Raw genomic sequence first — 23324 nt, forward strand, 5'->3', positions numbered from 1 at the left:
GATGGGCCTTGAGCCATTCCGCCGCACGGCGTTTCGACGCGCGCGAGAGCCACGCGTCCTACCCGGACCGAGCGCAGCCGCGCCGCCGCGCTGGCCCGCAGCGACGAGGGCCGCCGGGTGCGCGGCCGGCTGGCGGGCGCCGGCGCCGCCGCGGCGGCGCTGCCCGCCGAGGGCGCCGGAATCGTGGTCACCCTCGCCGACGCCCCGCCCGCCGCGCGGCACCCCGCCGCCGAGAGCGGCCGGGTCTATGATCAGGACCTCCAGGTGCTGGTCAACGGGCTCTGGGCGGCGGGCGCCGAGGCCATCGGCGTGAACGGGCGGCGGCTCACGTCCACCACCGCGATCCGCGCGGCCGGCGAGGCGATCCTGGTCGACTACCGGCCGCTCACCGGCCCCTACGCGGTGACGGCCCTCGGCGACCCGGACGGCCTGCGGGACGCCCTCGAAGGCTCGCCCGCCGACCGGCGCCTCGCCGCGCTGCGCGACCGGTACGGCATCCGGTACGAGGTGCACCGCACGTCCGGAGCGCGGCTGCCCGGGGCGGGGACGCTCCGCCTGCGCTACGCCGCCCCCGCCCCGCAGGACGGCCAATGACCAGCGAACCACCGACCGCGCGACGGGTGCGCGCGGTGCACGGACGGCCGGTCCGCTCCCGGCCGGCCGGCAGCCGCCAGGGGAGCGGGGGAGGGGTGAGCCCGGCGTGATCGCGTTGATCGGCCTCGTGATCGGGGTGGTGCTGGGGCTGATGCTGCAGCCGGACGTGCCGCTGTGGCTGCAGCCCTACCTGCCCATCGCGATCGTGGCGGCGCTCGACGCCATGTTCGGCGGCGTCCGGGCGCGGCTGGAGGGGATCTTCGACGAGAAGGTCTTCGTGGTCTCGTTCGTCGGCAACACCGTCATCGCCGCGCTGATCGTGTTCTTCGGCGACCAGGTCGGCGTCGGCTCGCAGCTGTCCACCGGCGTCGTGGTCGTGCTCGGCATCCGGATCTTCTCCAACGTGGCCGGGATCCGGCGGAAGCTGTTCGGCGCATGACCGGGAGGGAGCGGGAAGCGCGCCCGGAGGGGCTGCGGGGGCTCCTCGCGCTGTTGCGCCCGCGGGTCACCGCCGGGCAGATCGCGGGCGGCCTGCTGTGCCTCGTCCTCGGGTTCGCGGTCACCGCGCAGGTCCGGTCGACGCAGCGGGACTCCACGTTCGCCACCGCGCGGCAGGACGAGCTCGTGGGGATCCTGGCCGATCTGGGTCAGCGGTCCGAGCGGCTGCGGGCCGATCTGCGCGACCTGGAGGCGACCAAGGCCGGGCTGGAGCGGGACGCCGCGGGCGGCAGCGCCCTGGAGGAGGCCCGCGAGCGGGCGACCACCTACGGCCTCCTCGCCGGGACGCTCCCTGCCGAGGGCCCCGGCATCGAACTGCTGATCAGCGACCCCGGGGACCGCGTCAAGGCGATCGACCTGCTGGACGCGCTCCAGGAGCTGCGGGACGCCGGCGCCGAGGTCGTCCAGGTGAACGATGTCCGCGTCGGCGTCGACACCTACTTCATGGACGACCGGAACGGCGTCCGGATCGACGGGCGGCTGCTCTCCCTCCCGTACCGCTTCCTCGCCATCGGCGACCCCCACACGATGACCACCGCGCTCAACATCCCCGGCGGCCTCGTCAGGACGCTGCGCGGAGCGGGGGCGACCGTCCTGATCACCCCGCGCGCGAAAGTGGCCGTCGGCGCGGTACGGTCTCCCTAGAGGGAACGGGGGGAACGGCAAACCGGACGGCCGGCCCATGCGTCGTGATCGGGGCGGGTCCGCGCGGCGGCGTAGACCTGCGATCATCGACGAATGTAGTTTGGTCCAGCCGGTTCACCGTTCCAGTTGACCCCTCGGGCAATACCCGCTTAAGTTGCGGCGACCGTCGCCGTGCGCGGGCGGTGAGCAGGACCGTGGCCGGGGGCGGGTCCCCGGCGTGGGTTGGGTGAAGGATGCGCGTGGCGCAGGCGGCTCCCGCTGCGGCGGGGCGTCCGCATGCGGCACGCCGATGGTAGGAGGCCGAGCCGATCGATGCCGAGCGTCTACTGCACGCAGTGCGGTCACGCCAACCCGGATGATGCCCGCTTCTGCTCGAACTGCGGCACTCCGCTGACCCGGAGTCCGGCCGCTCCGCCGCCGTACCGCGAGTCGCCCGGCGAGTCCACGTCCACGATCTCCATCGGCGGGTTCGAGGCGCTGGACACCGACACGGGCGCCGAGGAGCAGGCCGGCCCCGACCAGATGGCGATGGAGGCGCTGCCCCCCGGCACCGCCCTGCTCGTCGTCAAGCGCGGCCCGAACGCCGGCAGCCGGTTCCTGCTCGACAAGGACCGCACGTCCGCCGGGCGCCACCCCGAGAGCGACATCTTCCTGGACGACGTCACCGTGTCCCGGCGGCACGCCGAGTTCACCCGCCAGGGCGGCACCTTCTCCGTCCGCGACGTCGGCAGCCTCAACGGCACTTACGTCAACCGGCAGCGGATCGACCAGGCCGGCCTGTCCGGCGGCGACGAGGTGCAGATCGGCAAGTTCCGGCTGGTGTTCCTGACGAACCCGGCGCACGGCTGACGGAACGGGAGGGGCGTTGAACGCGGAGCCTGCCCGGTCCCCGATGACGATCGGGGACGTCCTCGGGCTGCTGCGGCCCGAGTTCCCCGACATCACCATCTCCAAGATCAGGTTCCTGGAGTCCGAGGGGCTCGTCGAACCGCGCCGCAGCCCCTCCGGCTACCGCAAGTTCTGCGACGCCGACGTGGAGCGCCTCCGGTTCGTCCTCACCGCGCAGCGCGACCACTACCTGCCGCTGCGCGTGATCCGCCGGTATCTGGAGGCCCGCGACCGCGGCGAGAGCGTCCCACCGCTCGGCGCGCGCGAACCGTCCCGGCGCCGCCCCCGCACCCTCGTGGCCGCCGACACCACCGCCCCCGACCCCGCCGTCCGGCTGACCCGCCGCCAGCTCCTGGACGGCGCCGGCATCGACGAGGCGCTCCTCACCCGCCTGGAGGAGTACGGCCTCGTCCACCGCACCGGCGCCCACTACGAGGGCGACGCCCTCGGCATCTGCCGGATCGCCGCCGCGCTCGGCGAGTTCGGCTTCGAGGTCCGGCACCTGCGGGCCGTCAAGGCCGCCGCCGACCGCCAGGTCGCCCTGATCGAGCAGATGGTCGCCCCGCAGCTGCGCCGCCGCGGCCGCGGCGCCCACGAGGAGGCCGCCGAAACCGCCCGCGAGATCGCCGCGCTGTCGGTCAAGCTCCACGCCGCCCTGGTCAGCGCCGGGCTCAGCGAAAGCCTCGACCACTGATCATGCCCGCCGCGGAGGATTTTCCCGCCCCGGCGGCGCGACGAGCTGTCCGGCCCTGGGTGTACGTTGGCTACATGGTTCGGTCAGGAATCGATCCGCTGCGAGTGGTGATCGAGAACGCGAGAACCAGCAGGGAGCCGCTGTGAAGCAGATGGAGGTCGTCGGCGTCCGGGTCGAGATGCCCTCCAATCAGCCGATCGTCCTGTTGAAGGAGACGGAGGGCGATCGCTACCTGCCCATCTGGATCGGGGCGGTCGAGGCGACCGCGATCGCCTTCGCGCAGCAGGGGGTGCTGCCCGCCCGGCCGCTCACCCACGACCTGTTCCGCGACGTCCTGGACGCCCTCAGCGTCCAGCTCCGCACCGTGAACATCACGGCCCTGCGCGAGGGGATCTTCTTCGCCGACCTGATCTTCTCCAATGGCGTCGAGGTGAGCGCCCGCCCGTCCGACTCCATCGCCCTGGCCCTGCGCACCGGCGCCACCATCTTCGCCAGCGAGGACGTCCTCGAAGAGGCCGGCGTCGCCATCCCCGACGAGCAGGAGGACGAAGTGGAGAAGTTCCGCGAGTTCCTCGACACGATCTCCCCGGAGGACTTCGGCCGCGCCGGATAGCCCGCCGCCCCAGCCCTCTGATCGCAGCTCGCCGGCCCCGGTTTCCCGCCCGCCCGGGGTGACGGCGCCAGGGAACCCCTGATCCCCGCCCCTCCCTTCTCCCGGCTCAGCCCAAGGCAGAACCCGCACGGTCGCAGTGGGGCTCCTGTGCGCCTCGTTCAGGGCTCGCCGCCGCGGCGTGGAGCCGAAGCCGCCCGCGCAAGGGCGGTTGGTGGCGGCTTGGGGGAGGTTTGTCATAAATGCCACATCGTCCTGGAGCTGGTGGTTTTTGACGGCGGCCCATCGGGGTAGGAGTGCACAGGTGGCGGAGGTGCGCAGTTTGCCCACGTGAAGCCGGTTCATCCGGGCATGCGACGCGCCGACGGTGAACGTTGACCACACCCTGACCGGCACCTACCGTGCTGGTGGAACACCCGTGGTGTAATTCGTCAAACCCCCTTGACGAACCGCCACGGGATGATAGAAGCCGGAGGTCCGCGTGGCGGTGAGCAGCGGCGAGGGCAAGGCGACCCCCGACAGGCACATGGCGTCCCGCCGTGCCGGAGAGCAGGGCCTGCTCTTCGACACGCAGGTGTCCGTGCCGCCGGAGGATGTCGGCTACCGCGGCCCGACGGCGTGCGCCGCGGCGGGGATCACCTACCGGCAGCTCGACTACTGGGCGCGGACGAAACTGGTGGAGCCGAGCGTGCGCGCCGCGCAGGGCTCGGGCAGCCAGCGGCTGTACAGCTTCCGCGACATCCTGGTGCTCAAGGTCGTGAAGCGGCTGCTCGACACCGGCGTGTCGCTCCAGCAGATCCGGACGGCCGTCACGCACCTGCGGGATCGCGGCGTGCGGGACCTCGCGCAGATCACCCTGATGAGCGACGGCGTCAGCGTCTACGAATGCACGTCGGCGGACGAGGTCGTCGACCTCCTCCAAGGCGGCCAGGGCGTGTTCGGCATAGCGCTCGGACGCGTCTGGCAGGAGGTCGAGGGCAGCCTCGCCGAACTCCCCGGGGAACGGGCCGCCGCGGACCCTCCCCACCACCCCCACGATGAGCTCGCCAACCGCCGGCGGGCGCGCCGCACCGGCTGACGCTCAGAGCGCCTCCTTGCGCTGCAGGTAGGCGAACGCCCCCCAGCCCGGCAGCACCGGCAGCCAGAGAGTGAAGAGCCGGTACAGAAGGACCGCGGACGTCGCCGTCTCCGCGGAGAGCCCCGAGATCGTCAACGCGAGGGTGAGAGCGCCCTCCACGGCGCCCAGGCCGCCCGGCGTCGGCGCCGCCGAACCCACGGCGTTCGCGGTGAGGAACACCAGCACCACCGTCGTCCACGGCAGCGAACCGCCGAACGAGCGGATCGAGGAGTCCAGGCACAGGACGAACGCGAGCGTGAGCAGCACCGTGCCGCCGATGCCGGTGAACAGCTTCGTCGGGGACTGGAGCACGTCCACCAGCCGGGGGACCACGCCCGAGAACATGCTCTTCAGCCGCGACGTGACCACGCGGCGGACGCGGGGCACCGTCAGCGTCAGGCCGGCCAGAAGCCCCAGCGCCAGCACCGCGATCACGATCGTCCGGGACGGCGCCAAGTCCTGCGTCGCCTTCGCGGTCGAGCCGGTGAGGAAGCCGAACAGGACGAGCAGCAGGATGTGCGTGACCATCCCGACCAGCTGCGATGCCCCCACGCTCGCCACGGCGAGCGCCGGCCGCACCCCCGAGCGCTGCAGGAAGCGGGTGTTGACCGCCACGCCGCCCACCGCGGCGGGCGCGACGAGCTTCACGAACGACGCGGCGACCTGCACCAGGACCGTCCGGCCCAGCGGCAGGCGCTCCGGGACGAAGCCCATCAGCATGAACGCCGCCGCGACATAGCTGAGCACCGCCGCGCCGAGGGCCGCGGCGACCCAGTGCCAGCTCGCCGTGGCCGCCAGGTAGCCGACGTCCAGGCTGGTCACCTGCGGGATGACGATGTACGCGGCGAACGACAGGGCCACCACGCTGACGATCGTGCGGGGCCGGAACCGCTCCAGCCGCGCCGGCGCCGCCTCGACCTCCGGCTTCAGCCGGACGATCTGCTCCCGGATCCGGGTCAGCAACTCCCGGTCGCGCCGCAGCGCCTGCCGCGTCGTCCGGGACAGCGCCACCCGCTGCAGCAGCGGCACCGCCCCGCCGAGCGCCTCCTCGCCGAGCACCGACGCGGCGGTCCGCACCGCCCGCTCCGGCCCGGCCCGCAGCGCCAGCGTGGTGAGCAGCTGCGCCAGATCGAGCCGCAGCGCCAGATCGCCCGCCGCCGTCTCCCCGGCGCGCAGGTCGGTCACGTAGGCGAGGCCGTCCTCGCCGATCAGCAGCGCCCCGTCCTGCAGCCGCCGGTGCGCGAGCCGGCCCCCCTGCATCGCCCGGAACTGCCGCCATATGTCGGTGAGCAGCTCGTCGGTGACCTCCTCGTCGGGGACGTCGCCGAGCCGCCGCCCCGGCACGTGCTCGTAGGCCAGCAGCGCCGCCTCCGTGCCGACCTCGCAGGTGCCGGCCAGCCGCGGGGTGCGGGCGCCCGCCGCGTCCACCGCGTACGCCATCAGCGACTCCTGCTCCAGCGACCGGCGCAGCGACCGCAGCGTCCGCCCGCTCGTGGCGCCGCGCAGCCGCAGCAGCCGCCAGATCCGGTACAGCAGCCCGGCGGTCTGCTGGTCGCGGTCCAGGACCCGGACCTCCAGGTCCCAGTCGCCGTGGACGCCCCGGCAGGCGGGCGGGCGGGCGCCGTACCCGCCGCCGCCGGGCGCGAGGACGACGCCGTAGCGGCGCCCGTCCTCGGTGTCGTCGGAGGGCTCGTCGAGCCGCGCGCCCCGCTTCGGCCGCAGCCCGAGCCGCTCCAGCGACGCCACCACCGCCCGGCCCGCCGGCCGCGGGTTCGGCGTGCCGACCGCGTACAGCGTGCCGTGCCCGATGGCGCGGCCGAGGCAGTAGGTGGCGGCGAGCGCGGCGACGGAGGCGTAGGACGCGGTGAGCCCGGTCAGCGCCGCCAGCCCGATCATGGTCCAGGTCGCGGCCTGCCAACGGGCGCGGCCCGCCATCCCGACCGCGCTCACGAACGCGATCACGGGCGCGATGTCGGTGTGCACGGGCGCGGTCTCGGTGCCGCCCCAGATCAGCGAGTCGAGCACGCCGCCCGGCGCCGCCCGCACCACCAGGTCGTCCAGGCCCACCGTGATCCCGAACGCGATCACGGCGGCGAGCAGCGCGATCGCGACGCGCGTCCCGTCCTTGCGGAACAGCCGCTCGACGGCGAACGCGATCGGCACCGCCAGCACCCCGAAGCTCGACACCAGCGTCGCCAGCGTCAGCAGCAGCCGCGGCGCGTGCGCGGTGCCCTCCGCGATGTCGGTCTGCAGGCCGTGCGTGGTCTGCTGCGCGATCGACACCAGCAGCATCACCGCCGCCAGCCCCACCACCGACGCCGCGAACCTGATCGCGTCGGACGGCCGGCGGATCCGGTCGGGCTGGGCGGGCTCGTCGACGGGCACGCCGGCGGTCGCGCCGTGCCGCGGGCGCACCGTGCCGTCGTGGGTCTGTGTCACGCCGTACCGCCGCCCTGACCGTCCGCCATCGTGATCAGCGTCCCAGAATCCGGGGCGCGGCGTCGAGTGCCGTCCCGGCCCCCGGCCGGTCGCGCGTGCACCTCGCAGCCCCATCTCCGTCCCCGTGGCCCGAGGTCCGTCTTGTCCCAGGTGAGTGAGCACATCGTACCGGCCGGTACCACCCGGGGCGGTGGGGACGGCACCCGTGTCCGCGCGGGGGACGCCCCCACCCGCCGGGGCCCGGGACGACCGCAAGGACCCGGCTTTGGGTAGGGTTTCGTGAGGACATGCCGTCGACCCTGGGCGGGAGAGACCCCGTGCAGCCAGCGCGGGGCGCCGAAGGGGCAACCTCCCCGGAACCTCTCAGGCAAAAGGACCGCTCGGGCGAGGCACCTCTGGAAAGCAGGCGTCGATCCCCGCGGGCGGGGAAGGCGGCTCACCGAAGGGGAAATCCCGCCGCGCGGGTGAAGCTCTCAGGTGCCGATGACAGAGGGGGAGACCTGCCGCCGGCCCGCGCCGGCGGCGGACCTGAGCGACCGCAGCAGCCAGGAGGCTCTCCATGACCGCCCAGTTCTTCGCCCCCGTGGCCGCGCCGCAGCGGCCGCGCGCCGTGTTCGCCGACCGGCACATCGGCCCCGGCCCGGACGACCACGCCCGGATGCTGGCCGCCATCGGCTACTCCGGCGCCGAGGCGCTGATCGACGCCGCGGTCCCCGCCGCGATCCGCACCGGCCGCCCGCTGGACCTGCCGCCCGCGCTCAGCGAGTCCGCCGCGCTGGACCGGCTCCGCGAGCTGGCGTCCCGCAACACCGTGCTGACGTCCATGATCGGCCTCGGCTACCACGGGACGACCACCCCCGGCGTGATCATGCGGAACGTCCTGGAGAACCCCGGCTGGTACACCGCCTACACGCCCTACCAGCCGGAGATCTCGCAGGGCCGGCTCGAGGCGCTGCTGAACTTCCAGACCGTGGTCGCCGACCTGACCGGGCTGCCCGTCGCGAACGCCTCCCTGCTGGACGAGGGCACCGCCGCCGCCGAGGCGATGGCCCTCGCGCACCGCGTGTCCAAGCGCAAGGAGCCCGGGACGTTCCTCGTCGACGCCGACGCGCTCCCGCAGACCGCCGAGGTCATCCGGACCCGGGCGGTCCCGCTGGGCATCGAGGTGGTGACCGCAGACCTGTCCGAGGGGCTGCCGGACGGCGACTTCTTCGGCGTCCTGCTGCAGTACCCGGGCGCGTCCGGGGCCGTCCGCGACCTGGCGCCGGTCATCGCGCAGGCGCACGAGCGCGGCGCGAAGGCGGTCGTGGCCGCCGACCTGCTGGCGCTGACGCTGCTGCGCCCGCCGGGCGAGTCCGGCGCCGACATCGCCGTGGGCTCCGCGCAGCGGTTCGGCGTCCCCTACGGCTTCGGCGGCCCGCACGCCGGCTACATGGCGGTCGGCGAGGGCATCCAGCGGCAGCTGCCCGGACGCCTCGTCGGCGTGTCCGTCGACGCCGACGGCGCGACCGCCTACCGGCTGGCGCTGCAGACCCGCGAGCAGCACATCCGCCGCGAGAAGGCCACCAGCAACATCTGCACCGCCCAGGTCCTCCTCGCCGTGATGGCGGGCATGTACGCCGTCTACCACGGCCCCGAGGGGCTGGCCGCGATAGCGCAGCGCGCGCACCGCCGCGCCGCCGAGATCGCCGCCGGGCTGCGCGCCGCCGGCGTCGAGGTCGTGCACGGCGCGTTCTTCGACACCGTCCTCGCCCGCGTGCCCGGACGGGCCGCCGAGGTCGTCGCCGCGGCCCGCGAGCGCGGGATCAACCTGCGCCAGGACGGCCCCGACCGCGTCGGCGTCGCCTGCGACGAGACCACGCTGCCCGAGCACGTCGCCGCCGTCCTCGACGCGTTCGGCGCCGCCCCCGCCGGCGACGCCGCCGAGGCGATCCCGGACGCGCTGCGCCGCGAGAGCCCCTACCTCACCCACCCGGTCTTCCACGCGCACCGCTCCGAGACCGCGATGCTGCGCTACCTGCGCCGCCTCCAGGACAAGGACGTCGCGCTCGACCGGTCCATGATCCCGCTCGGCTCCTGCACGATGAAGCTGAACGCGACCGCCGAGATGGAGCCGATCACCTGGCCGCAGTTCGCGGACATCCACCCGTTCGCGCCCGTCGACCAGGCCGCCGGCTACCTCGAGCTGATCGGCGAGCTGGAGGACGCCCTCGCCGAGATCACCGGGTACGCGAAGGTGTCCGTCCAGCCGAACGCGGGCTCGCAGGGCGAGCTGGCCGGGCTCCTCGCGATCCGCGGCTACCACGCGTCCCGCGGCGAGGAGCACCGCGACGTCTGCCTGATCCCCTCCTCGGCGCACGGCACCAACGCCGCCAGCGCCGCCATGGCCGGGATGCGCGTCGTCGTCGTGAAGTGCGACGAGGGCGGCAACGTGGCGCTGGACGATCTGCACGCCAAGATCGACCAGCACCGCGGCCGGCTCGCCGCGATCATGGTGACCTACCCGTCCACGCACGGCGTCTTCGAGGAGACGATCACCGAGGTGTGCGGCGCCGTCCACGAGGCGGGCGGCCAGGTCTACGTCGACGGCGCCAACCTGAACGCGCTCGTCGGCCTCGCCCGCCCCGGCGAGTTCGGCTCGGACGTCTCGCACCTCAACCTGCACAAGACGTTCTGCATCCCGCACGGCGGCGGCGGGCCCGGCGTCGGCCCGATCGGCGTCCGCGAGCACCTCGTCCCGTTCCTGCCGAACCACCCGCTCCGCGCGGAGGCGGGCCCGGAGACGGGCGTCGGCCCGGTCTCCGCGGCCCCGTGGGGGTCGGCGGGCATCCTGCCGATCTCCTGGGCCTACATCGCCATGATGGGCCCGGACGGCCTGCGCGCCGCCACCGAGGGCGCGATCATCGCCGCGAACTACCTCGCCGCGCGGCTCGCCCCGCACTACCCGATCCTCTACACCGGCCGGAACGGCCTGGTCGCGCACGAGTGCATCGCCGACCTCCGCAAGATCACCAAGGAGACGGGGATCACCGCCGAGGACGTCGCCAAGCGCCTCATCGACTACGGCTTCCACGCCCCGACGCTCTCCTTCCCGGTGGCCGGCACGCTGATGATCGAGCCCACCGAGTCCGAGGACCTCGCCGAGCTCGACCGCTTCTGCGACGCCATGATCGCGATCCGCCGGGAGATCCAGCGGGTCGCCGACGGCTCCTACGACCGCGAGGACAACCCGCTCAAGAACGCCCCGCACACCGCCGCCTGCCTGCTCTCCGACGACTGGAAGCACCCCTACACCCGCGAGGAGGCCGCCTACCCCGTCCCGTCCCTGCGCGAGGGCAAGTACTGGCCTCCCGTCCGCCGGATAGACCAGGCCTACGGCGACCGCAACCTGGTCTGCTCATGCCCGCCGCCCGAGGCGTTCGAGGACTGACCGGCCCGCCCCTGGGCGAATTCATGATCTTGATGGGGGTTTCGGGGTGTCGTCGCGGGACGCGGCGGGGCCGGGTCGCTAGTCTCGGTGCGGACTTCCAGGAGCCGCAGAGGGCAGAGGCCGATGAGCGAGTTGCCGGACGAGACGTCCGACCCGGCGCGGATGTGCGAGGAGGCCCGGAGCCTCGCCGAGAACGGCGAGGCGGGGCGGGCGGCGCTGCTGTTCGAGAAGGTGCTGGGCATGGGCGAGACGCCGTGCCGGGCGCAGGCGGCGCTCGGGCTCGCCGTCGTCCTCGACGACGCGGGGGAGGTGGAGCGGGCCAGGGAGGCCGACCGGGCCGCGATCGCCACCGCCGACCCGGAGTACGGGCCGCGCGCCGCCTACCATCTGGCGCTGACCTATGAGCGGGCGGGCGAGCCGGAGGCGGCGGCGCCCGCGTGGGGCGCGGTGGTCGACTTCGGCAACCCCGCCTACCTGCCGCCCGCCCACCTGGCCCTGGCCCGCATCGCCGACGACGCCGGCGACTTCGACGCGGCGCGGGACCACTGGGAGTCGGCGATCGGGACGGGCGACGCCGAGTACGGGCCGCTCGCCGCGCACGACCTGGCGCAGCGGCTGCTGGAGCGCGGCGACCCGGCGCGGGCGCAGCGGATCCTGGCGGCGGGGCTGCGGCTGATCGACCGGGACGCCGCCCCGTACGCGTACGCGCGGCTCGCCGTCGCGCTCGGCATCTCCTACCTCGACCAGGCGATCGGCGCGTTCGGCGCGGCGCTGGCGGCGGAGCCGTCCGACCCGGAGGCCGGCCCGCTGGCCACCGAGCTGCTGGCGCGGACGCTGCCGCTGCGCGGGCGGGGCGCCGAGGCGGGCGAGGTGTGGCGGCGCGGGCTGGGCGACCCCGGCATCGCCCCGCAGGTGCGGGCGAGGCTCCGCCGCGACTTCGCCGAGGACGACGGCGACGACGGCCTGTGGTGGGAGCCGGTCGTGGAGCAGGCCGTGTCGGACGGGACGCTTCCCGCGCTCGCCGGGGAGGCGTTCGGCGCGCTCGACCACATGTACTCGCTGCTCGCCGTCCGGTACGCCGAGGGGCGGGGGGACGAGACCCACGAGCTCCTCGGCGGCGCGGTCCGCGTCCCGGACGGCTACCCGTGGGGGCCGCTGCTGCACGAGAGCTTCGCCGAGCGGCTCCGCCTGGCGATGGGCGGGCCGGACGCCTAGCCGGCGATGGCGCGCTCGGCGATCACCTTCGTGATGCGGGCGCGGACGAGGTACTCGGTGGGGACGGCGTTGCGCGCGCCGAACTCCTCGGCCCGGCCGGCGCCCATGTAGCGGCCGCCGATGGCGGTGGCCCAGCGGCGCATCTCCGCCAGGTCCTCGATGAGCGTCGCCTCCGCCTGGAGCTGCACGTACGAGAACGGCGGGGTCTGGTCGTCCACGCAGATCGACAGGCGCGGGTCGCGGGCGAGGACGCGCCCCTTGACGGAGCCGCGGCCGGTGTTGAACAGCACGTCGTCGCCGTCGAGGACGAACCAGATCGGCGTGACGTGCGGGGAGCCGTCCCTGCGGGTGACGGCCGCCTTGCCGGTGCGGGTGCCCTCCATGACGAACGCGCGCCACTCGCTGTCGGTCATCTTCTCCATGCCGCCAGTCTTCCGAAAAGGTTGCCGGGGGCGCCCGCTACGGTGGCCGGTATGGAGGTCGCGACGGCGCACGGGCCCGCCGAGGTGGTGCTGGACGAGGTGGACGGCCCGGCGTTCCTGCTGGTCCTGACGCACGGGTCCAACGGGGGCGTGGAGGCGCCCGACCTGCTCGCCGTGCGGGACGCGGCGCTCGGGCTCGGCGGCGCGGTCGCGCGGGTGACCCAGCCGTTCCGGTTCGCGGGCCGCAGGGCGCCCGGCCCGCCGGCCAAGCAGGACGCGGCCTGGCTGGAGATCGTCGCGCCGCTGCGGGAGAGGTTCGCGGGCGTCCCGCTCGTGCAGGGCGGCCGCAGCAACGGCGCACGGGTGGCGTGCCGCACGGCGGCGCCGGCCGGAGCGGCGGGCGTGGTGGCGCTGGCGTTCCCGCTGCACCCGCCGGGCAGGCCGGAGAAGACGCGGGTGGGGGAGCTGCGTTCGGCGGGGGCGGAGGTCCTGGTCGTCAACGGCGACCGCGACCCGTTCGGCGTGCCGGACGAGGCGGACGCCGCGCACGTGGCGGTGCTGGCGGGGGAGCGGCACGACCTGAGCCGGGACCCCGCCGCGGTCGGCCGTGCGGTGGAGCCGTGGCTGCGCAAGTGGGCGGCGCGCTGACGTCCGCCGGACATGCGAACGGCCCGTCCGCGGACGGGCCGGCGGGCCGGGAGGCCGGTGGCTCCGGGCCCGGTGCGGGCCCGGAGGTCGGACGGTGGTGGGCGTTGCCCCCGAGGATGATCACCCGTTTGAACTAGTCCCCCGTGGAGACCGCTCAAGCGGCGGACGGCGCCTGCAGGTCCGTCGGCCGGTGCGGCGCGATGACTCCCCCGTCGGGCAGCAGCTCACCGGTGTCCTCGAAGAGCACGACGCCGTTGCACAGCAGGCTCCACCCCTGCTCGGGGTGCGAGGCCAGCGTCCGGGCGGCGTCGCGGTCGGGTGCGTCGTGCGAGGGACAGGGCGGCTGGTGCGGGCACATGGCGTGCCTCCGGTCTCAACTACTGGTCGGTCGTGGTGCTTTCCTTAATTGACGCACCCCAGTGTGGAGTGGTTCGCACCCATCGGCTATAGCCCGTTGGGACGGTTGTCCGTTGGTACCGGAGTACCGGTCGGATGTGACCACCCTCACTCCGTGGTGCCAGGCATAGGGTCCCTCCCTCGAGATAACGGATGAAGAACGACACGCCGACGGGTCGGAAACCCCTACGATGGCGCACGGGGGAAACGCCTTACGGCGTAGGGGGAGTGAGGCCGATGCGGGTCGCTTTGTCCGTTGCGTGCTTCGATGACGCTCTGTTCCCCGATACGGGGAGGGCCGTTACCGTCCTTTTGGAACGTCTCGGCCATGACGTGGTATTCCCCTCGGGGCAGACGTGCTGCGGGCAGATCCACTGGTCGGCGGGCTACCACCGCGAGGCCGCCGATCTGGCCCGCGCGTACACCGCGGCGTTCGAGGGCGCCGGCGTCGTGGTGGCGCCGTCGGCGTCCTGCGCCGCCGCCGTCCGGGACGCCTACCCGCGGATCGCGCGCGCGGCCCGCGACCCCGGCCTGGCCCGCGCCGCCGCGGGCCTCGCCGTCTACGAGCTGACCGAGTTCCTCGTGGACGTCCTCGGGGTCACCGACGTCGGCGCGTACTTCCCGCACCGGGTCGCCTACCATCCGTCCTGCCAGTCCCTGCGGGCGCTGAGGCTCGGCGACCGGCCGCTGCGGCTGCTGCGCGCGGTGAAGGGCCTCGACCTGGTGGAGCTGCCGGGCGCGGAGGAGTGCTGCGGGTTCGGCGGCGCGTTCGCGCTGAAGAACGCCGACGTGTCGGTCGCGATGGTCGCCGACAAGGTCGGGCGCATCCGCGGCACGGGCGCGGACGTGGTGTGCGCCGTCGACGACTCCTGCCTCGCCCACATCGGCGGGGCGCTGTCCAGGCTGCGCGCCGGCGTCCGGACCGCGCACCTGGCCGAGATCCTCGCCGCGACGGGGCCGTCGTGACCGCCGTGCCGCCGGGCGGGCCGGTCCCGCCGCCGATGCCGAAGTTCGCCGCCGCGGCCCGTCCCGCGCTGGCCGACACCGGACTGCGCCGCAACCTGCGCCGCGCCACCGCGGCGCTGCGCGAGCGGGCGGCCGCGGCGTCCGCCGAGCCCGCCGACTGGGAGGAGCTGCGCGAGGCGGGCCGCGCCATCGGCGACGACGCGCTCCGCAACCTCGACGTCCACCTGGAGGAGCTGGAACGGGCCGTCACCGAGGCGGGCGGCACCGTACACTGGGCGGCCGACGCGGCCGAGGCCCGCCGCGTCGTCGCCGGCCTGGTGCGGGAGGCCGGCGCCACGGAGGTCGTGGCGGCGTCGTCGCTCGCCCTCCGGGAGATCGGCGCCGCGGGCGCGCTGGCCGCGATGGGGGTGACGGTCCGCGAGACGGCCGTCGCGGACCTGGCCGCCCGGCTCGGCGGGGACGAGGCGTCCCATCCGCTGTCGGCGGCCGCGCACCGCGACCGCGCGCAGATCCACGAGCTGTTCCGGCGCGCGATGCCCGCCGCCGGGCCGGACCTGCCCGGCGACCCGGAGGCGCTCGCCGCCGCGGCCCGCGCCCACCTGCGCGAGCCGTTCCTGCGCGCCCGCGTCGCGATCACCGGCGCGAACTTCCTGGTCGCCGAGAGCGGCACGGCCGTCGTGGTGGAGTCCGAGGGCAACGCGCGGATGTGCCTGACCCTGCCGCAGACGCTGATCTGCGTCGCCGGCATCGACAAGGTCGTCCCGGCGTGGGACGACATGGAGGTGTTCCTCCAGCTGCTCCCGCGCGCGTCGACCGGCGACCGGATGACCCCGTACGTGTCGACCTGGACGGGGGTGACGCGGGGCGACGGGCCGAGCGCGTTCCACCTCGTCCTGCTCGACAACGGCCGCACCCGCGCGCTCGCGGACGAAGTGGGGCGCGCCGCGCTGCGCTGCATCCGCTGCTCGGCCTGCCTGAACGTCTGCCCCGTCTACGAGCGCACGGGCGGGCGCCCCTACGGCCCGGTCCACCCGGGGCCGATCGGCGCGATCCTGACCCCGCAGCTGCTCGGCGTGGAGAGCGCGGCCGCCGCGTCGCTGCCGTACGCGTCCACGCTGTGCGGCGCCTGCGCCGACGTCTGCCCGGTGAAGATCGACATCCCGGAGGTGCTGGTCCACCTGCGCGGCACGGTCGTCGAGTCGCGCCGCCGGCGGCCCGTCCCGACGCCCGAGATGGTGCTGATGCGCGGCCTGGCCTGGACGATGGGCGATCCCCGCCGGCACGAGGCGGCGCTGCGGCGCGGCACCCGGTGGGCGCGGCTGCTGTCGCGCGGCGGGCGGATCCGCCGCCTGCCCGGCCTGCTCGGCAGGTGGACCGAGGCGCGCGACCTGCCGGCGCCGCCCGCGGAGAGCTTCCGCGCCTGGTGGAACGGGACGCGGGCGTGAGCGCGCGCGAGGAGGTGCTGCGCCGGGTGCGCGACGCGCTCGGCGGGACGCGCGGCGCCCATCCGCCGGTGCCGCGCGGCTACGCGCGGCGGCTGACCGGGGCGGAGGCCGAGACGCGGGCGGACGTCATCGCCCTGTTCACCGAGCGGGTCGCCGACAACCGGGCGGCGGTGCGGCACGTCGGCGCGGACGAGGCGGGCACCGCGGTGGCGGCCGCGCTGTGGGCGCGGGAGGCCAAGCAGATCGTCGTCCCGGCCGACCTGCCGTTCGGGTGGCTCGCCGAGCTGGACGGCGTCCGCGCGCTCGCCGACACCCCGGCGCTCGACATCGACGCGCTCGCCGCCGTGGACGGCGCGGTGACCGGCTGCGCCCTGGCGGTCGCGCAGACCGGCACGGTCGTCCTGGACGGCGGCCGGGCGCAGGGGAGGCGGGCGCTGACGCTCGTGCCCGGCTTCCACCTGTGCGTCGTGCGCGCCGACCAGATCGTCGGGACGGTCCCGGAGGCGGTCACCCGGCTGGACCCGGCGCGGCCCCTCACCTGGATCAGCGGCCCGTCCGCCACCCACGGCATCGAGCTGCGGCGGGTCGAGGGCGTCCATGGCCCGCACCAGCTGGAGATCCTGGTCGTCGACGACTAGCGGGCGAGCGCCTGCGGGCCGGGCCGGCGGCCGGGGGCTAGCGGACGCCGGCGATGACGAGGTCCAGGCCGGCGGTGAAGCGGGCGTCCCAGTCGACGACGCGGTCGGCGCCGTCCTCGGCGGTGCCGCGCACCTCCAGCGCGGTGTGGCCGATCACGTAGCCGAGCAGGGTGTGCGCGGCGACGGCGGCGGTGTCCTCGGCGACGCCGCCGCGCCGCATGACCTCGCGCAGGGACGCGACCGTGGCGGTGAGCGCGGCGGGGTTGCGGCGGGTGACGATCAGGGGGAGGACCCCGGCGTGCGCCATCAGCCGCTCCCGGTAGTCGCGCGCCCATCCGCGCAGGGCGTCCTGCCAGCGGCCGGGCGGCGGCTCGCCGGCGGGGGCGGCGGCGACGTGCGCGACGAGGCCGTCCAGGAGCTGCTCCTTGCCGCGGGGGAGGTGGTGGTAGATGGCCATCGCCTCGACCTCCAGGGCGTCGCCGAGGCGGCGCATCGTGAGGCGGCCGAGTCCCTGGCCGTCCACGATCCGCAGGGCCGCCTCGATGATCCGCTCGGTGGACAGCGGCGCGCGGTGCTGGGCGTTGATGCTGGGCTGCCGGACCATGAGAACCGACCTTACTGTGTAAAGGGCCGAAGCCGGGTGTCCGCCGCCACGACACGCCGGAACCCCGCGTACGCTTACCCTCGACCGGACAGTGCAGACCGTCGAGGGAGTACCACCATGCCGCTGGGCCGCCGGGTGAGCAAGGACGTCGCGGAGCCGTACGAGGCCGACCGGCGACTGGCCGCCGAGTACGACGACCGGCTCGCGGCGGCCGGCGAGGCGGAGCGGGCGCTGCGCGAGGCGCAGGCCGCGGACGCCCCCTTCGACGAGCTGCGGGAGCTGGCGGCCGCGTTCGACAAGGCGCTGACGGCGGTGCTCGCCGCCGCCGAGGCGGCCGAGCGGGTCGCGATGGGCCCGAAGGTCTACACGACGCCCGGGCAGGACGCCGAGGCCCGCCGCGCCGCCGAGATCGCCTACCGCAAGGCCAAGGCGCGCCCGGCGGTGCGCCCGTGGACCGACGAGGTCGACCGGCTGCGCACGGCCCGCGAGGCGCACCGCCTCAGCTTCAAGACGGTGCCGTCCGCGCTCGGCTGAGCCGCCCGCGGGTGCGGCGACACAGCGTCACCGGGTGGCACCGGCCACCGAACTTTGAGAGTCTGCCCTCTCGGGGAGCGCCGGGGGCGCCCCGCCGCGCGGCCGCAGGGCCGCCGCGTGCGCGCGGACGCGTCCCGGCGGAGAGGGCACACGCCGCTCTGGACGTTGGGGGATGTCACGTGGAGCGCACGCCGCCGGACCGGTGCCGCGTACTCGAGTCCTACCGGGACGGGGTGGCGGCGATCCGCGCGCTGGCGGCGCGCGCCGGCGACTGGGACGTGCCGACGCCGTGCGCCGACTGGCGGCTGATCGATCTCGCCGGGCATCTGCGGTGCGTCGCGGAGAACTTCCTGGAGTACCTGCAGGACGCGCCCGACAGCCGGCTCGCGACGCTGTTCGCGCAGGACGCGGCGACGGCGGTGCTGATCCGGCAGCAGGCGCGGCAGAACGCGACCGAGCTGGCGGTGCTGCCGCCCGAGCCCGGTCCCGACCGGATCACGGCGTTCGGGGTGTCGGCGGGCGCGTACGCCGACCTGCTGCCGGACATGTGGGACCGGACGCACCTGGTCTACCGGGGCACCAAGTACACGGTCGGCGACCACGCGGGCGCGGCGTGCGTGGAGTGGCACCTGCACGCCTGGGACATGGCCCGCGCGGTGGGGGAGGACTACCGGCCCCGCGACCCCGACCTGCTGGTGTCGGCGTGGCACTGGGGCGTCCCGCACCTGCCGCTCGCGGCGGGGGACGCGTGGGAGGCGGTGCTGCGCTCGTCGGGCCGGTCGCCGCGCTGGCCGGAGCGCGACGACCGGCCGGGCGAGCGGCCCGCGCGGGGGAGGCGGCGGGCCGGCCGTCAGACGCCGTCCGGCCTGCCGGGCCGGGGCCGCAGGTAGACCGCCCAGGTGAGGGCGCAGCACACGGCGTAGAAGGCGATGAACGCGAGGTAGGCGCCGTCGCCGGTCCCGTAGGTCTGGAACGACTGCCGGAAGGCGAGGTTGACCAGGACGCCGCCGAACGCGCCGACGGCGCCGGCGATGCCCATCAGCGCGCCGGCCAGGCGGCGCGCCTCGTGCTCGGGCGCCCTGGCGCGGAAGATCGCGGGGATCATCTTGTAGGTGGAGCCGTTGCCGGCGCCGCTGCACGCGAACAGCAGCACGAAGCCGGCGATGAACAGCGGCAGCGACCCGCGCTGCGACGCGGCCAGCACCAGCCCGGCGGACGCGGCCATCGCGACGAACGTCCAGAAGGTGACGGCGGCGCCGCCGAGCCGGTCGGCGAGCCGGCCGCCTGCGGGGCGGATCAGCGACCCGAGCAGGGGGCCGAGGAACGTCAGGCAGGCGGCCTTGACCGGGCTGCCGAAGTCGCCGGCGAACTGGACCTGCAGCACCTGCCCGAAGGCGAACCCGAACCCGATGAACGAGCCGAACGTGCCGATGTAGAGCACCGACATGATCCAGGCGTGGGCGTCCCTGGAGACGTCCCGCATGGCCCGGCGGTCGTTGCGGGCGTGCGCGAGGTTGTCCATGCGCAGCCAGGCCAGCAGCGCGGAGAGGACGATCAGCGGGATGTAGATCCCGGCGACGAGGCCGGGGTGGTCCTTGCCGGCGGTGGCGAGGACCAGCAGCCCGGCGAGCTGGACGACGGCGACGCCGAGGTTGCCGCCGCCGGCGTTGACGCCGAGGGCCCAGCCCTTGAGCCGCTGCGGGTAGAAGGCGTTGATGTTGGCCATCGAGGACGCGAAGTTGCCGCCGCCGACGCCGGCGACGGCCGCGAGGGCGAGCAGGGTGCCGAACGGGACGCCGGGCTCGACCAGGAACGCGGCGAGCACCGCCGGGACGAGCAGCAGCGCGGCGCTGAAGACGGTCCAGTTGCGGCCGCCGAACCGGGCGACGGCGAACGTGTAGGGGATGCGCAGCGCCGCGCCGACGAGGGCGGGGACGGCGGTGAGGGTGAACTTGCCGGCCGCGTCGACGCCGTAGGCGGGGCCGAGGAACAGCACCAGCACCGACCACAGCGACCACACCGAGAACCCGATGTGCTCGGTGAGGATGGAGTAGATCAGGTTGCGGCGGGCGATCCGGGCGCCGCGGGCCGTCCAGAAGGCGGGGTCCTCGGGCCGCCAGTCCTCGATCCAGCGGCCCCGGGGCGGGCGGGCGCGGTCCCCGCGCGCGGCCTGTGTCGTGACGGTCATGGGCGCTCTCCCTGGTCGGTTCGGACGGGCCGACCGTAGGAAGGCGGCGTTTCGGGCGCGTGTGACCGGGCGTACGCCCGTGCTAACTCCGCCGCACCGCGCGTGACCGCCGCAGGTGAGCCGCGCGGTAGATCCGGGCCGCGCCGGGTAGGCAGGGGATCGCGGGCGGCGGGGGAAACGGAGGCAGGACCGATGGCGACCTGCGAGGTCTGCGGCAACGACTACGACATGACGTTCGAGGTGCACGCGCAGGGGCAGGTGCACACGTTCGACTCGTTCGAGTGCGCGGTCACGAAGATGGCGCCGGTGTGCGAGCACTGCCAGTGCCGGATCATGGGGCACGGCGTGGACGTGGACGGGCACTGGTACTGCTGCGCGCACTGCGCCCGCGCGGTCGATCCCGAGCGCGGGCGGCAGGTGCGGGACGCCGTCCCGGCCTAGCCTCCGGCGCGGCCACGGCCGGCCGGGCGGCCGGCGCGCGCCGGCAGCCCGGCGCCGAACGGCTGCTCGCGGCCGTCCTCCAGGTAGACGGCGCGGCCGTCGGCCATGGCCCGCAGGCTGGGGTCCATCCGGCGGGAGACGTGCGGCGGCGCCAGCTCGGGGATCTTCTCCGGCGCGACCAGGACGTGGTCGGACAGCTCCTCGGGCGGCAGCCGGATCGCCGCGATCTGCTCCCCGGTGATCGTGCCGCCGAACACGAACACGTTGACGGCGTCCACGCCGTCGTCGCGCGGCGAGCCCCAGTCGACGCAGGCCAGGCCGTCCAGCCGGGGGACGAGGCCGAGCTCCTCCTCGCACTCGCGCACGCACGCCGACAGCGGGGACTCGTCGGCTTCGATGACCCCGCCGGGGAGATACCAGCCCTCGCTGTAGGTGGGCTTGACCAGCAGGACCCGCCCGAGGTCGTCCAGGAGCAGGGCCGCCGCGGCGCCGCGGGAGCGCGGCAGGGAGGCGTAGTAAGCAAGGTCGGGCATGTACCGAGGTTAGGCGTGATCACCGCGGTGCGGCCGGGGCCGGGCGGGCGCGGGGGCCGCATCCGTCCGCGAGATCACCGGGCCGCCGCGAATCCGTTCGGGAAACAGGTGAAAAACGACGAATGGGCCATGACAAGGATCGACAACGCTTGACACGCGCGCGTCAGGAAACGAGCCGCGGCGGCCGCCGCGGCGCCGGGCTGACTTCGGCGGACGCCGCAGCGTGAACGGCTCTTAACGCCCGGGTCACACGGGGGAAGCGCGGGCGAAACGGCCCCCGCCGAACCTGGGCGCATGACCGGGACTCCCACGCACTGCCCGTACTGCGCCCTGCAATGCGGCATGACCCTGCACGACACCGGCGAGGGCACCGTGCGGGTCGAGCCGCGCGGCGACGTCCCCGCGAACCGCGGCGGGCTGTGCCAGAAGGGCTGGACGGCCGCGGAGCTGCTCACCGTCCCCGACCGGCTGACCGCGCCGCTGATGCGGCGCGACCGGGCCGCGCCGCTGGAGCCCTGCACGTGGGACGAGGCCCTCGACCGGGTCGCCGCGGAGGCCGCCCGGCTGCGGGCGCTGCACGGCCCGGACGCCGTCGCGGTGTTCGGCGGCGGCGGGCTGACCAACGAGAAGGCGTACCTGCTCGGCAAGTTCGCGCGGGTCGCGCTCGGCACGTCCCAGATCGACTACAACGGCCGGTTCTGCATGTCGTCGGCCGCGGCGGCGTCCGGCCGCGCGTTCGGCATGGACCGCGGCCTGCCGGGGCCGGTCACCGACCTGGCGGCGTCCGGCGCGGTGCTGCTCGTCGGGACGAACCCTGCCGAGACGATGCCGCCGTTCATGCGGCACCTGGCGGAGATGCGCGACGGCGGCGGCGCCCTCATCGTGGTGGACCCGCGCCGCACCGCCACCGCCCGCCAGGCCGACCTGCACCTGCAGCCGGTGCCCGGGACCGACCTCGCGCTCGCCAACGGGCTGCTGCACCTGGCGCTGGCCGAGGGCCTCGCCGACGAGGACTACATCGCCGCCCGCACCGCCGGGTTCGACGCGGTCCGCACGGTGGTGAACGCGTACTGGCCGGACCGCGTCGAGCGGATCACCGGCGTCCCCGTCCCGGCGATGCGCGAGGCCGTCCGGCTGCTGGCCCGCGCCGCCCGCGCCCACGTGCTGACCGGGCGGGGCGGCGAGCAGCACGCGCGCGGCACCGACACCGTGAGCGCCTTCATCAACCTGGCGCTCGCGCTCGGGCTGCCCGGCCGCGCCGGCTCGGGGTACGGGTGCCTGACCGGGCAGGGCAACGGGCAGGGCGGCCGCGAGCACGGGCAGAAGGCCGACCAGCTCCCCGGCTACCGCGGGATCGGCGACCCGGCGGCCCGCGCGCACGTCGCGGCGGTGTGGGGCGTCGACCCGGCGGACCTGCCGGGACCGGGGCGGTCGGCCTACGAGCTGCTGTCGGCGCTCGGCACCGCCGGCGGCCCGCGGGCGCTGCTGCTGTTCGGGTCGAACCCGGTGGTCTCCGCGCCGCGCGCCGCCCACGTGGAGGAGCGGCTGGACGCCCTGGACCTGCTGGTGGTCGCCGACTTCGTCCCGTCGGAGACCGCCCGGCGCGCCGACGTCGTGCTGCCGGTCGCGCAGTGGGCGGAGGAGTCGGGGACGATGACGAACCTGGAGGGCCGGGTGCTGCGCCGCCGCCGGGCCGTCCGTCCGCCGGCCGGCGTCCGCACCGACCTGGAGGTCATCGCGGCGCTGGCGGAGCGGCTGAAGGCGCCGGGGGAGTGGACCGCCGACCCCGGGGCGGTGTTCGCCGAGCTGCGCCGCGCGAGCGCCGGCGGCGCCGCCGACTACTCCGGCATCGACGCGGCGCGGATCGACGCCGAGGGCGGCGTGTTCTGGCCCTGCCCGGACCCGGACCACCCGGGCACCCCGCGCCCCTACCTGGACCGTTTCGAAACGCCGGACGGGCGCGCCCGGTTCGTGCCGGTCGAGCACCGCGGCCCCGCCGAGGACGTGGACGCCGCCCACCCCGTGTACCTGACCACCGGCCGGGTCCTCGCGCAGTACCAGTCGGGCGCGCAGACCCGCCGCGTGCCGGCGCTGGCCGAGGCCGCGCCGGGGCCGTTCGTGGAGCTGCACCCCGACCTCGCCGAGCGCCTCGGCATCGAGGACGGCGCCGAGGTGCGGGTGGAGAGCCGCCGGGCCGCGGTGACTCTGCGGGCGCGGCTGACCGACGCGGTCCGCGACGACACCGTGTTCGTCCCGTTCCACTGGCCGGGGGAGGGGCGGGCGAACCTGCTCACCAACCCAGCGCTGGATCCGGTGTCGCGGATGCCGGAGTTCAAGGTGTGCGCCGTCCGGGTGGGAGTGAGTCCCTTTTAACACGGC

The 23324-nt window shown here is 75.1% G+C and carries 23 protein-coding genes and 2 riboswitches; of the genes, 17 read left to right on the forward strand and 6 right to left on the reverse strand.

Translation table 11 applies throughout. The annotated features are described in order from the left end of the window. Window positions 1-117 precede the first annotated feature (117 nt). The 7 genes from ABTW95_RS27405 (at window position 118) to ABTW95_RS27435 (ending at window position 5007) form a co-directional block, all read left to right on the forward strand. The gene (locus ABTW95_RS27405; protein WP_500227780.1) at window positions 118-594 is read left to right on the forward strand and encodes a DUF881 domain-containing protein; all 477 of its coding nucleotides are present in this window, start codon (window positions 118-120) and stop codon (window positions 592-594) included. Window positions 595-700: 106 nt separating this feature from the next. Beyond that, window positions 701-1033, forward strand: coding sequence for a small basic family protein (locus tag ABTW95_RS27410; RefSeq protein WP_396448524.1), 333 nt, complete (start codon window positions 701-703; stop codon window positions 1031-1033). Further along, window positions 1030-1737 (forward strand): DUF881 domain-containing protein, encoded by a 708-nt coding sequence (locus ABTW95_RS27415; RefSeq protein WP_396448523.1) that lies wholly within the window; start codon window positions 1030-1032, stop codon window positions 1735-1737. The genes ABTW95_RS27410 and ABTW95_RS27415 overlap by 4 nt, the downstream gene beginning before the upstream one ends. A 312-nt stretch (window positions 1738-2049) precedes the next feature. Continuing rightward, window positions 2050-2586, forward strand: coding sequence for an oxoglutarate dehydrogenase inhibitor Odhl (gene odhI / locus ABTW95_RS27420; protein ID WP_396448522.1), 537 nt, complete (start codon window positions 2050-2052; stop codon window positions 2584-2586). Window positions 2587-2629: 43 nt separating this feature from the next. Further along, window positions 2630-3319 (forward strand): transcriptional regulator FtsR, encoded by a 690-nt coding sequence (ftsR, locus tag ABTW95_RS27425; protein WP_500227781.1) that lies wholly within the window; start codon window positions 2630-2632, stop codon window positions 3317-3319. A gap of 142 nt (window positions 3320-3461) precedes the next feature. Continuing rightward, window positions 3462-3932: a bifunctional nuclease family protein gene (locus ABTW95_RS27430; RefSeq protein ID WP_067468341.1), complete on the forward strand. Its 471-nt coding sequence runs from the start codon at window positions 3462-3464 to the stop codon at window positions 3930-3932. Window positions 3933-4410: 478 nt separating this feature from the next. Continuing rightward, window positions 4411-5007 carry a MerR family transcriptional regulator gene (locus ABTW95_RS27435; RefSeq protein ID WP_396448520.1) on the forward strand — a complete coding sequence of 199 codons (597 nt, stop codon included), beginning with the start codon at window positions 4411-4413 and terminating at the stop codon, window positions 5005-5007. Between the two features lie 3 nt (window positions 5008-5010). On the opposite strand, the gene ABTW95_RS27440 is transcribed toward ABTW95_RS27435, so the two are convergent. Then, entirely contained in the window at window positions 5011-7485 is a 2475-nt protein-coding gene (locus tag ABTW95_RS27440; RefSeq protein WP_396448519.1) for a lysylphosphatidylglycerol synthase transmembrane domain-containing protein, read from the reverse strand. Window positions 7486-7779: 294 nt separating this feature from the next. Next, window positions 7780-7874: riboswitch (glycine riboswitch) on the forward strand. Continuing rightward, window positions 7875-7985, forward strand: a riboswitch (glycine riboswitch). 59 nt (window positions 7986-8044) lie between these two features. Between ABTW95_RS27440 and gcvP the strand changes: the two genes are divergently transcribed. Then, window positions 8045-10915, forward strand: a complete 2871-nt coding sequence (gcvP, locus tag ABTW95_RS27445) for an aminomethyl-transferring glycine dehydrogenase (RefSeq protein WP_500227782.1) — start codon at window positions 8045-8047, stop codon at window positions 10913-10915. Window positions 10916-11038: 123 nt separating this feature from the next. Further along, a complete protein-coding gene (locus ABTW95_RS27450) occupies window positions 11039-12130 on the forward strand; it encodes a tetratricopeptide repeat protein (RefSeq protein ID WP_500227783.1) in 1092 nt (363 codons plus the stop codon). Here the strand turns inward: ABTW95_RS27450 and ABTW95_RS27455 are convergent. After that, complete coding sequence (locus tag ABTW95_RS27455) at window positions 12127-12552, reverse strand: PPOX class F420-dependent oxidoreductase (RefSeq protein ID WP_396448516.1); 426 nt, start codon at window positions 12550-12552, stop codon at window positions 12127-12129. The genes ABTW95_RS27450 and ABTW95_RS27455 overlap by 4 nt on opposite strands. Window positions 12553-12603: 51 nt before the next feature. Here ABTW95_RS27455 and ABTW95_RS27460 point away from each other — a divergent pair, with 51 nt between their 5' ends. Beyond that, window positions 12604-13200, forward strand: a complete 597-nt coding sequence (locus ABTW95_RS27460; RefSeq protein WP_500227784.1) for an alpha/beta hydrolase family protein — start codon at window positions 12604-12606, stop codon at window positions 13198-13200. 154 nt (window positions 13201-13354) lie between these two features. Here ABTW95_RS27460 and ABTW95_RS27465 read toward each other — a convergent pair whose 3' ends face one another. Next, on the reverse strand, window positions 13355-13558 hold the full coding sequence (locus tag ABTW95_RS27465; protein ID WP_396448514.1) for a DUF5999 family protein: 204 nt from the start codon (window positions 13556-13558) through the stop codon (window positions 13355-13357). A 275-nt stretch (window positions 13559-13833) separates the two neighbouring features. On the opposite strand from ABTW95_RS27465, the gene ABTW95_RS27470 reads away from it, so the two are divergent. From ABTW95_RS27470 to ABTW95_RS27480, 3 genes are read left to right on the forward strand one after another with little or no spacing between them, the layout of a single operon-like run. Continuing rightward, on the forward strand, window positions 13834-14562 hold the full coding sequence (locus ABTW95_RS27470) for a (Fe-S)-binding protein (RefSeq protein WP_396448513.1): 729 nt from the start codon (window positions 13834-13836) through the stop codon (window positions 14560-14562). Next, complete coding sequence (locus tag ABTW95_RS27475) at window positions 14559-16007, forward strand: lactate utilization protein B (RefSeq protein WP_500227785.1); 1449 nt, start codon at window positions 14559-14561, stop codon at window positions 16005-16007. The genes ABTW95_RS27470 and ABTW95_RS27475 overlap by 4 nt, the downstream gene beginning before the upstream one ends. Beyond that, window positions 16004-16645 (forward strand): LutC/YkgG family protein, encoded by a 642-nt coding sequence (locus tag ABTW95_RS27480; protein ID WP_500227786.1) that lies wholly within the window; start codon window positions 16004-16006, stop codon window positions 16643-16645. Before ABTW95_RS27475 ends, ABTW95_RS27480 begins: the two co-directional genes overlap by 4 nt. Window positions 16646-16682: 37 nt before the next feature. On the opposite strand, the gene ABTW95_RS27485 is transcribed toward ABTW95_RS27480, so the two are convergent. Further along, on the reverse strand, window positions 16683-17249 hold the full coding sequence (locus tag ABTW95_RS27485; protein WP_396448510.1) for a TetR/AcrR family transcriptional regulator C-terminal domain-containing protein: 567 nt from the start codon (window positions 17247-17249) through the stop codon (window positions 16683-16685). A gap of 117 nt (window positions 17250-17366) precedes the next feature. Between ABTW95_RS27485 and ABTW95_RS27490 the strand changes: the two genes are divergently transcribed. Further along, entirely contained in the window at window positions 17367-17783 is a 417-nt protein-coding gene (locus tag ABTW95_RS27490) for a plectin (protein ID WP_396448509.1), read from the forward strand. 179 nt (window positions 17784-17962) lie between these two features. Continuing rightward, complete coding sequence (locus tag ABTW95_RS27495) at window positions 17963-18673, forward strand: maleylpyruvate isomerase N-terminal domain-containing protein (RefSeq protein ID WP_500227787.1); 711 nt, start codon at window positions 17963-17965, stop codon at window positions 18671-18673. On the opposite strand, the gene ABTW95_RS27500 is transcribed toward ABTW95_RS27495, so the two are convergent. Then, entirely contained in the window at window positions 18634-19971 is a 1338-nt protein-coding gene (locus tag ABTW95_RS27500; protein ID WP_500227788.1) for a nitrate/nitrite transporter, read from the reverse strand. The two genes, ABTW95_RS27495 and ABTW95_RS27500, sit on opposite strands and share 40 nt — an antisense overlap. 192 nt (window positions 19972-20163) lie before the next feature. Here ABTW95_RS27500 and ABTW95_RS27505 point away from each other — a divergent pair, with 192 nt between their 5' ends. Next, window positions 20164-20412, forward strand: coding sequence for a metallothionein (locus tag ABTW95_RS27505; RefSeq protein ID WP_396448506.1), 249 nt, complete (start codon window positions 20164-20166; stop codon window positions 20410-20412). Here the strand turns inward: ABTW95_RS27505 and ABTW95_RS27510 are convergent. After that, the gene (locus tag ABTW95_RS27510) at window positions 20409-20945 is read right to left on the reverse strand and encodes an NUDIX domain-containing protein (RefSeq protein ID WP_500227789.1); all 537 of its coding nucleotides are present in this window, start codon (window positions 20943-20945) and stop codon (window positions 20409-20411) included. The genes ABTW95_RS27505 and ABTW95_RS27510 overlap by 4 nt on opposite strands. A 294-nt stretch (window positions 20946-21239) precedes the next feature. Between ABTW95_RS27510 and ABTW95_RS27515 the strand changes: the two genes are divergently transcribed. Then, on the forward strand, window positions 21240-23318 hold the full coding sequence (locus ABTW95_RS27515; protein WP_500227790.1) for a molybdopterin oxidoreductase family protein: 2079 nt from the start codon (window positions 21240-21242) through the stop codon (window positions 23316-23318). The last annotated feature ends 6 nt before the right edge of the window (window positions 23319-23324 follow it).

The sequence above is a fragment of the Spirillospora sp. NPDC127506 genome (assembly GCF_040302145.1).
In the GTDB taxonomy this organism is placed as follows: Bacteria; Actinomycetota; Actinomycetes; order Streptosporangiales; family Streptosporangiaceae; genus Spirillospora.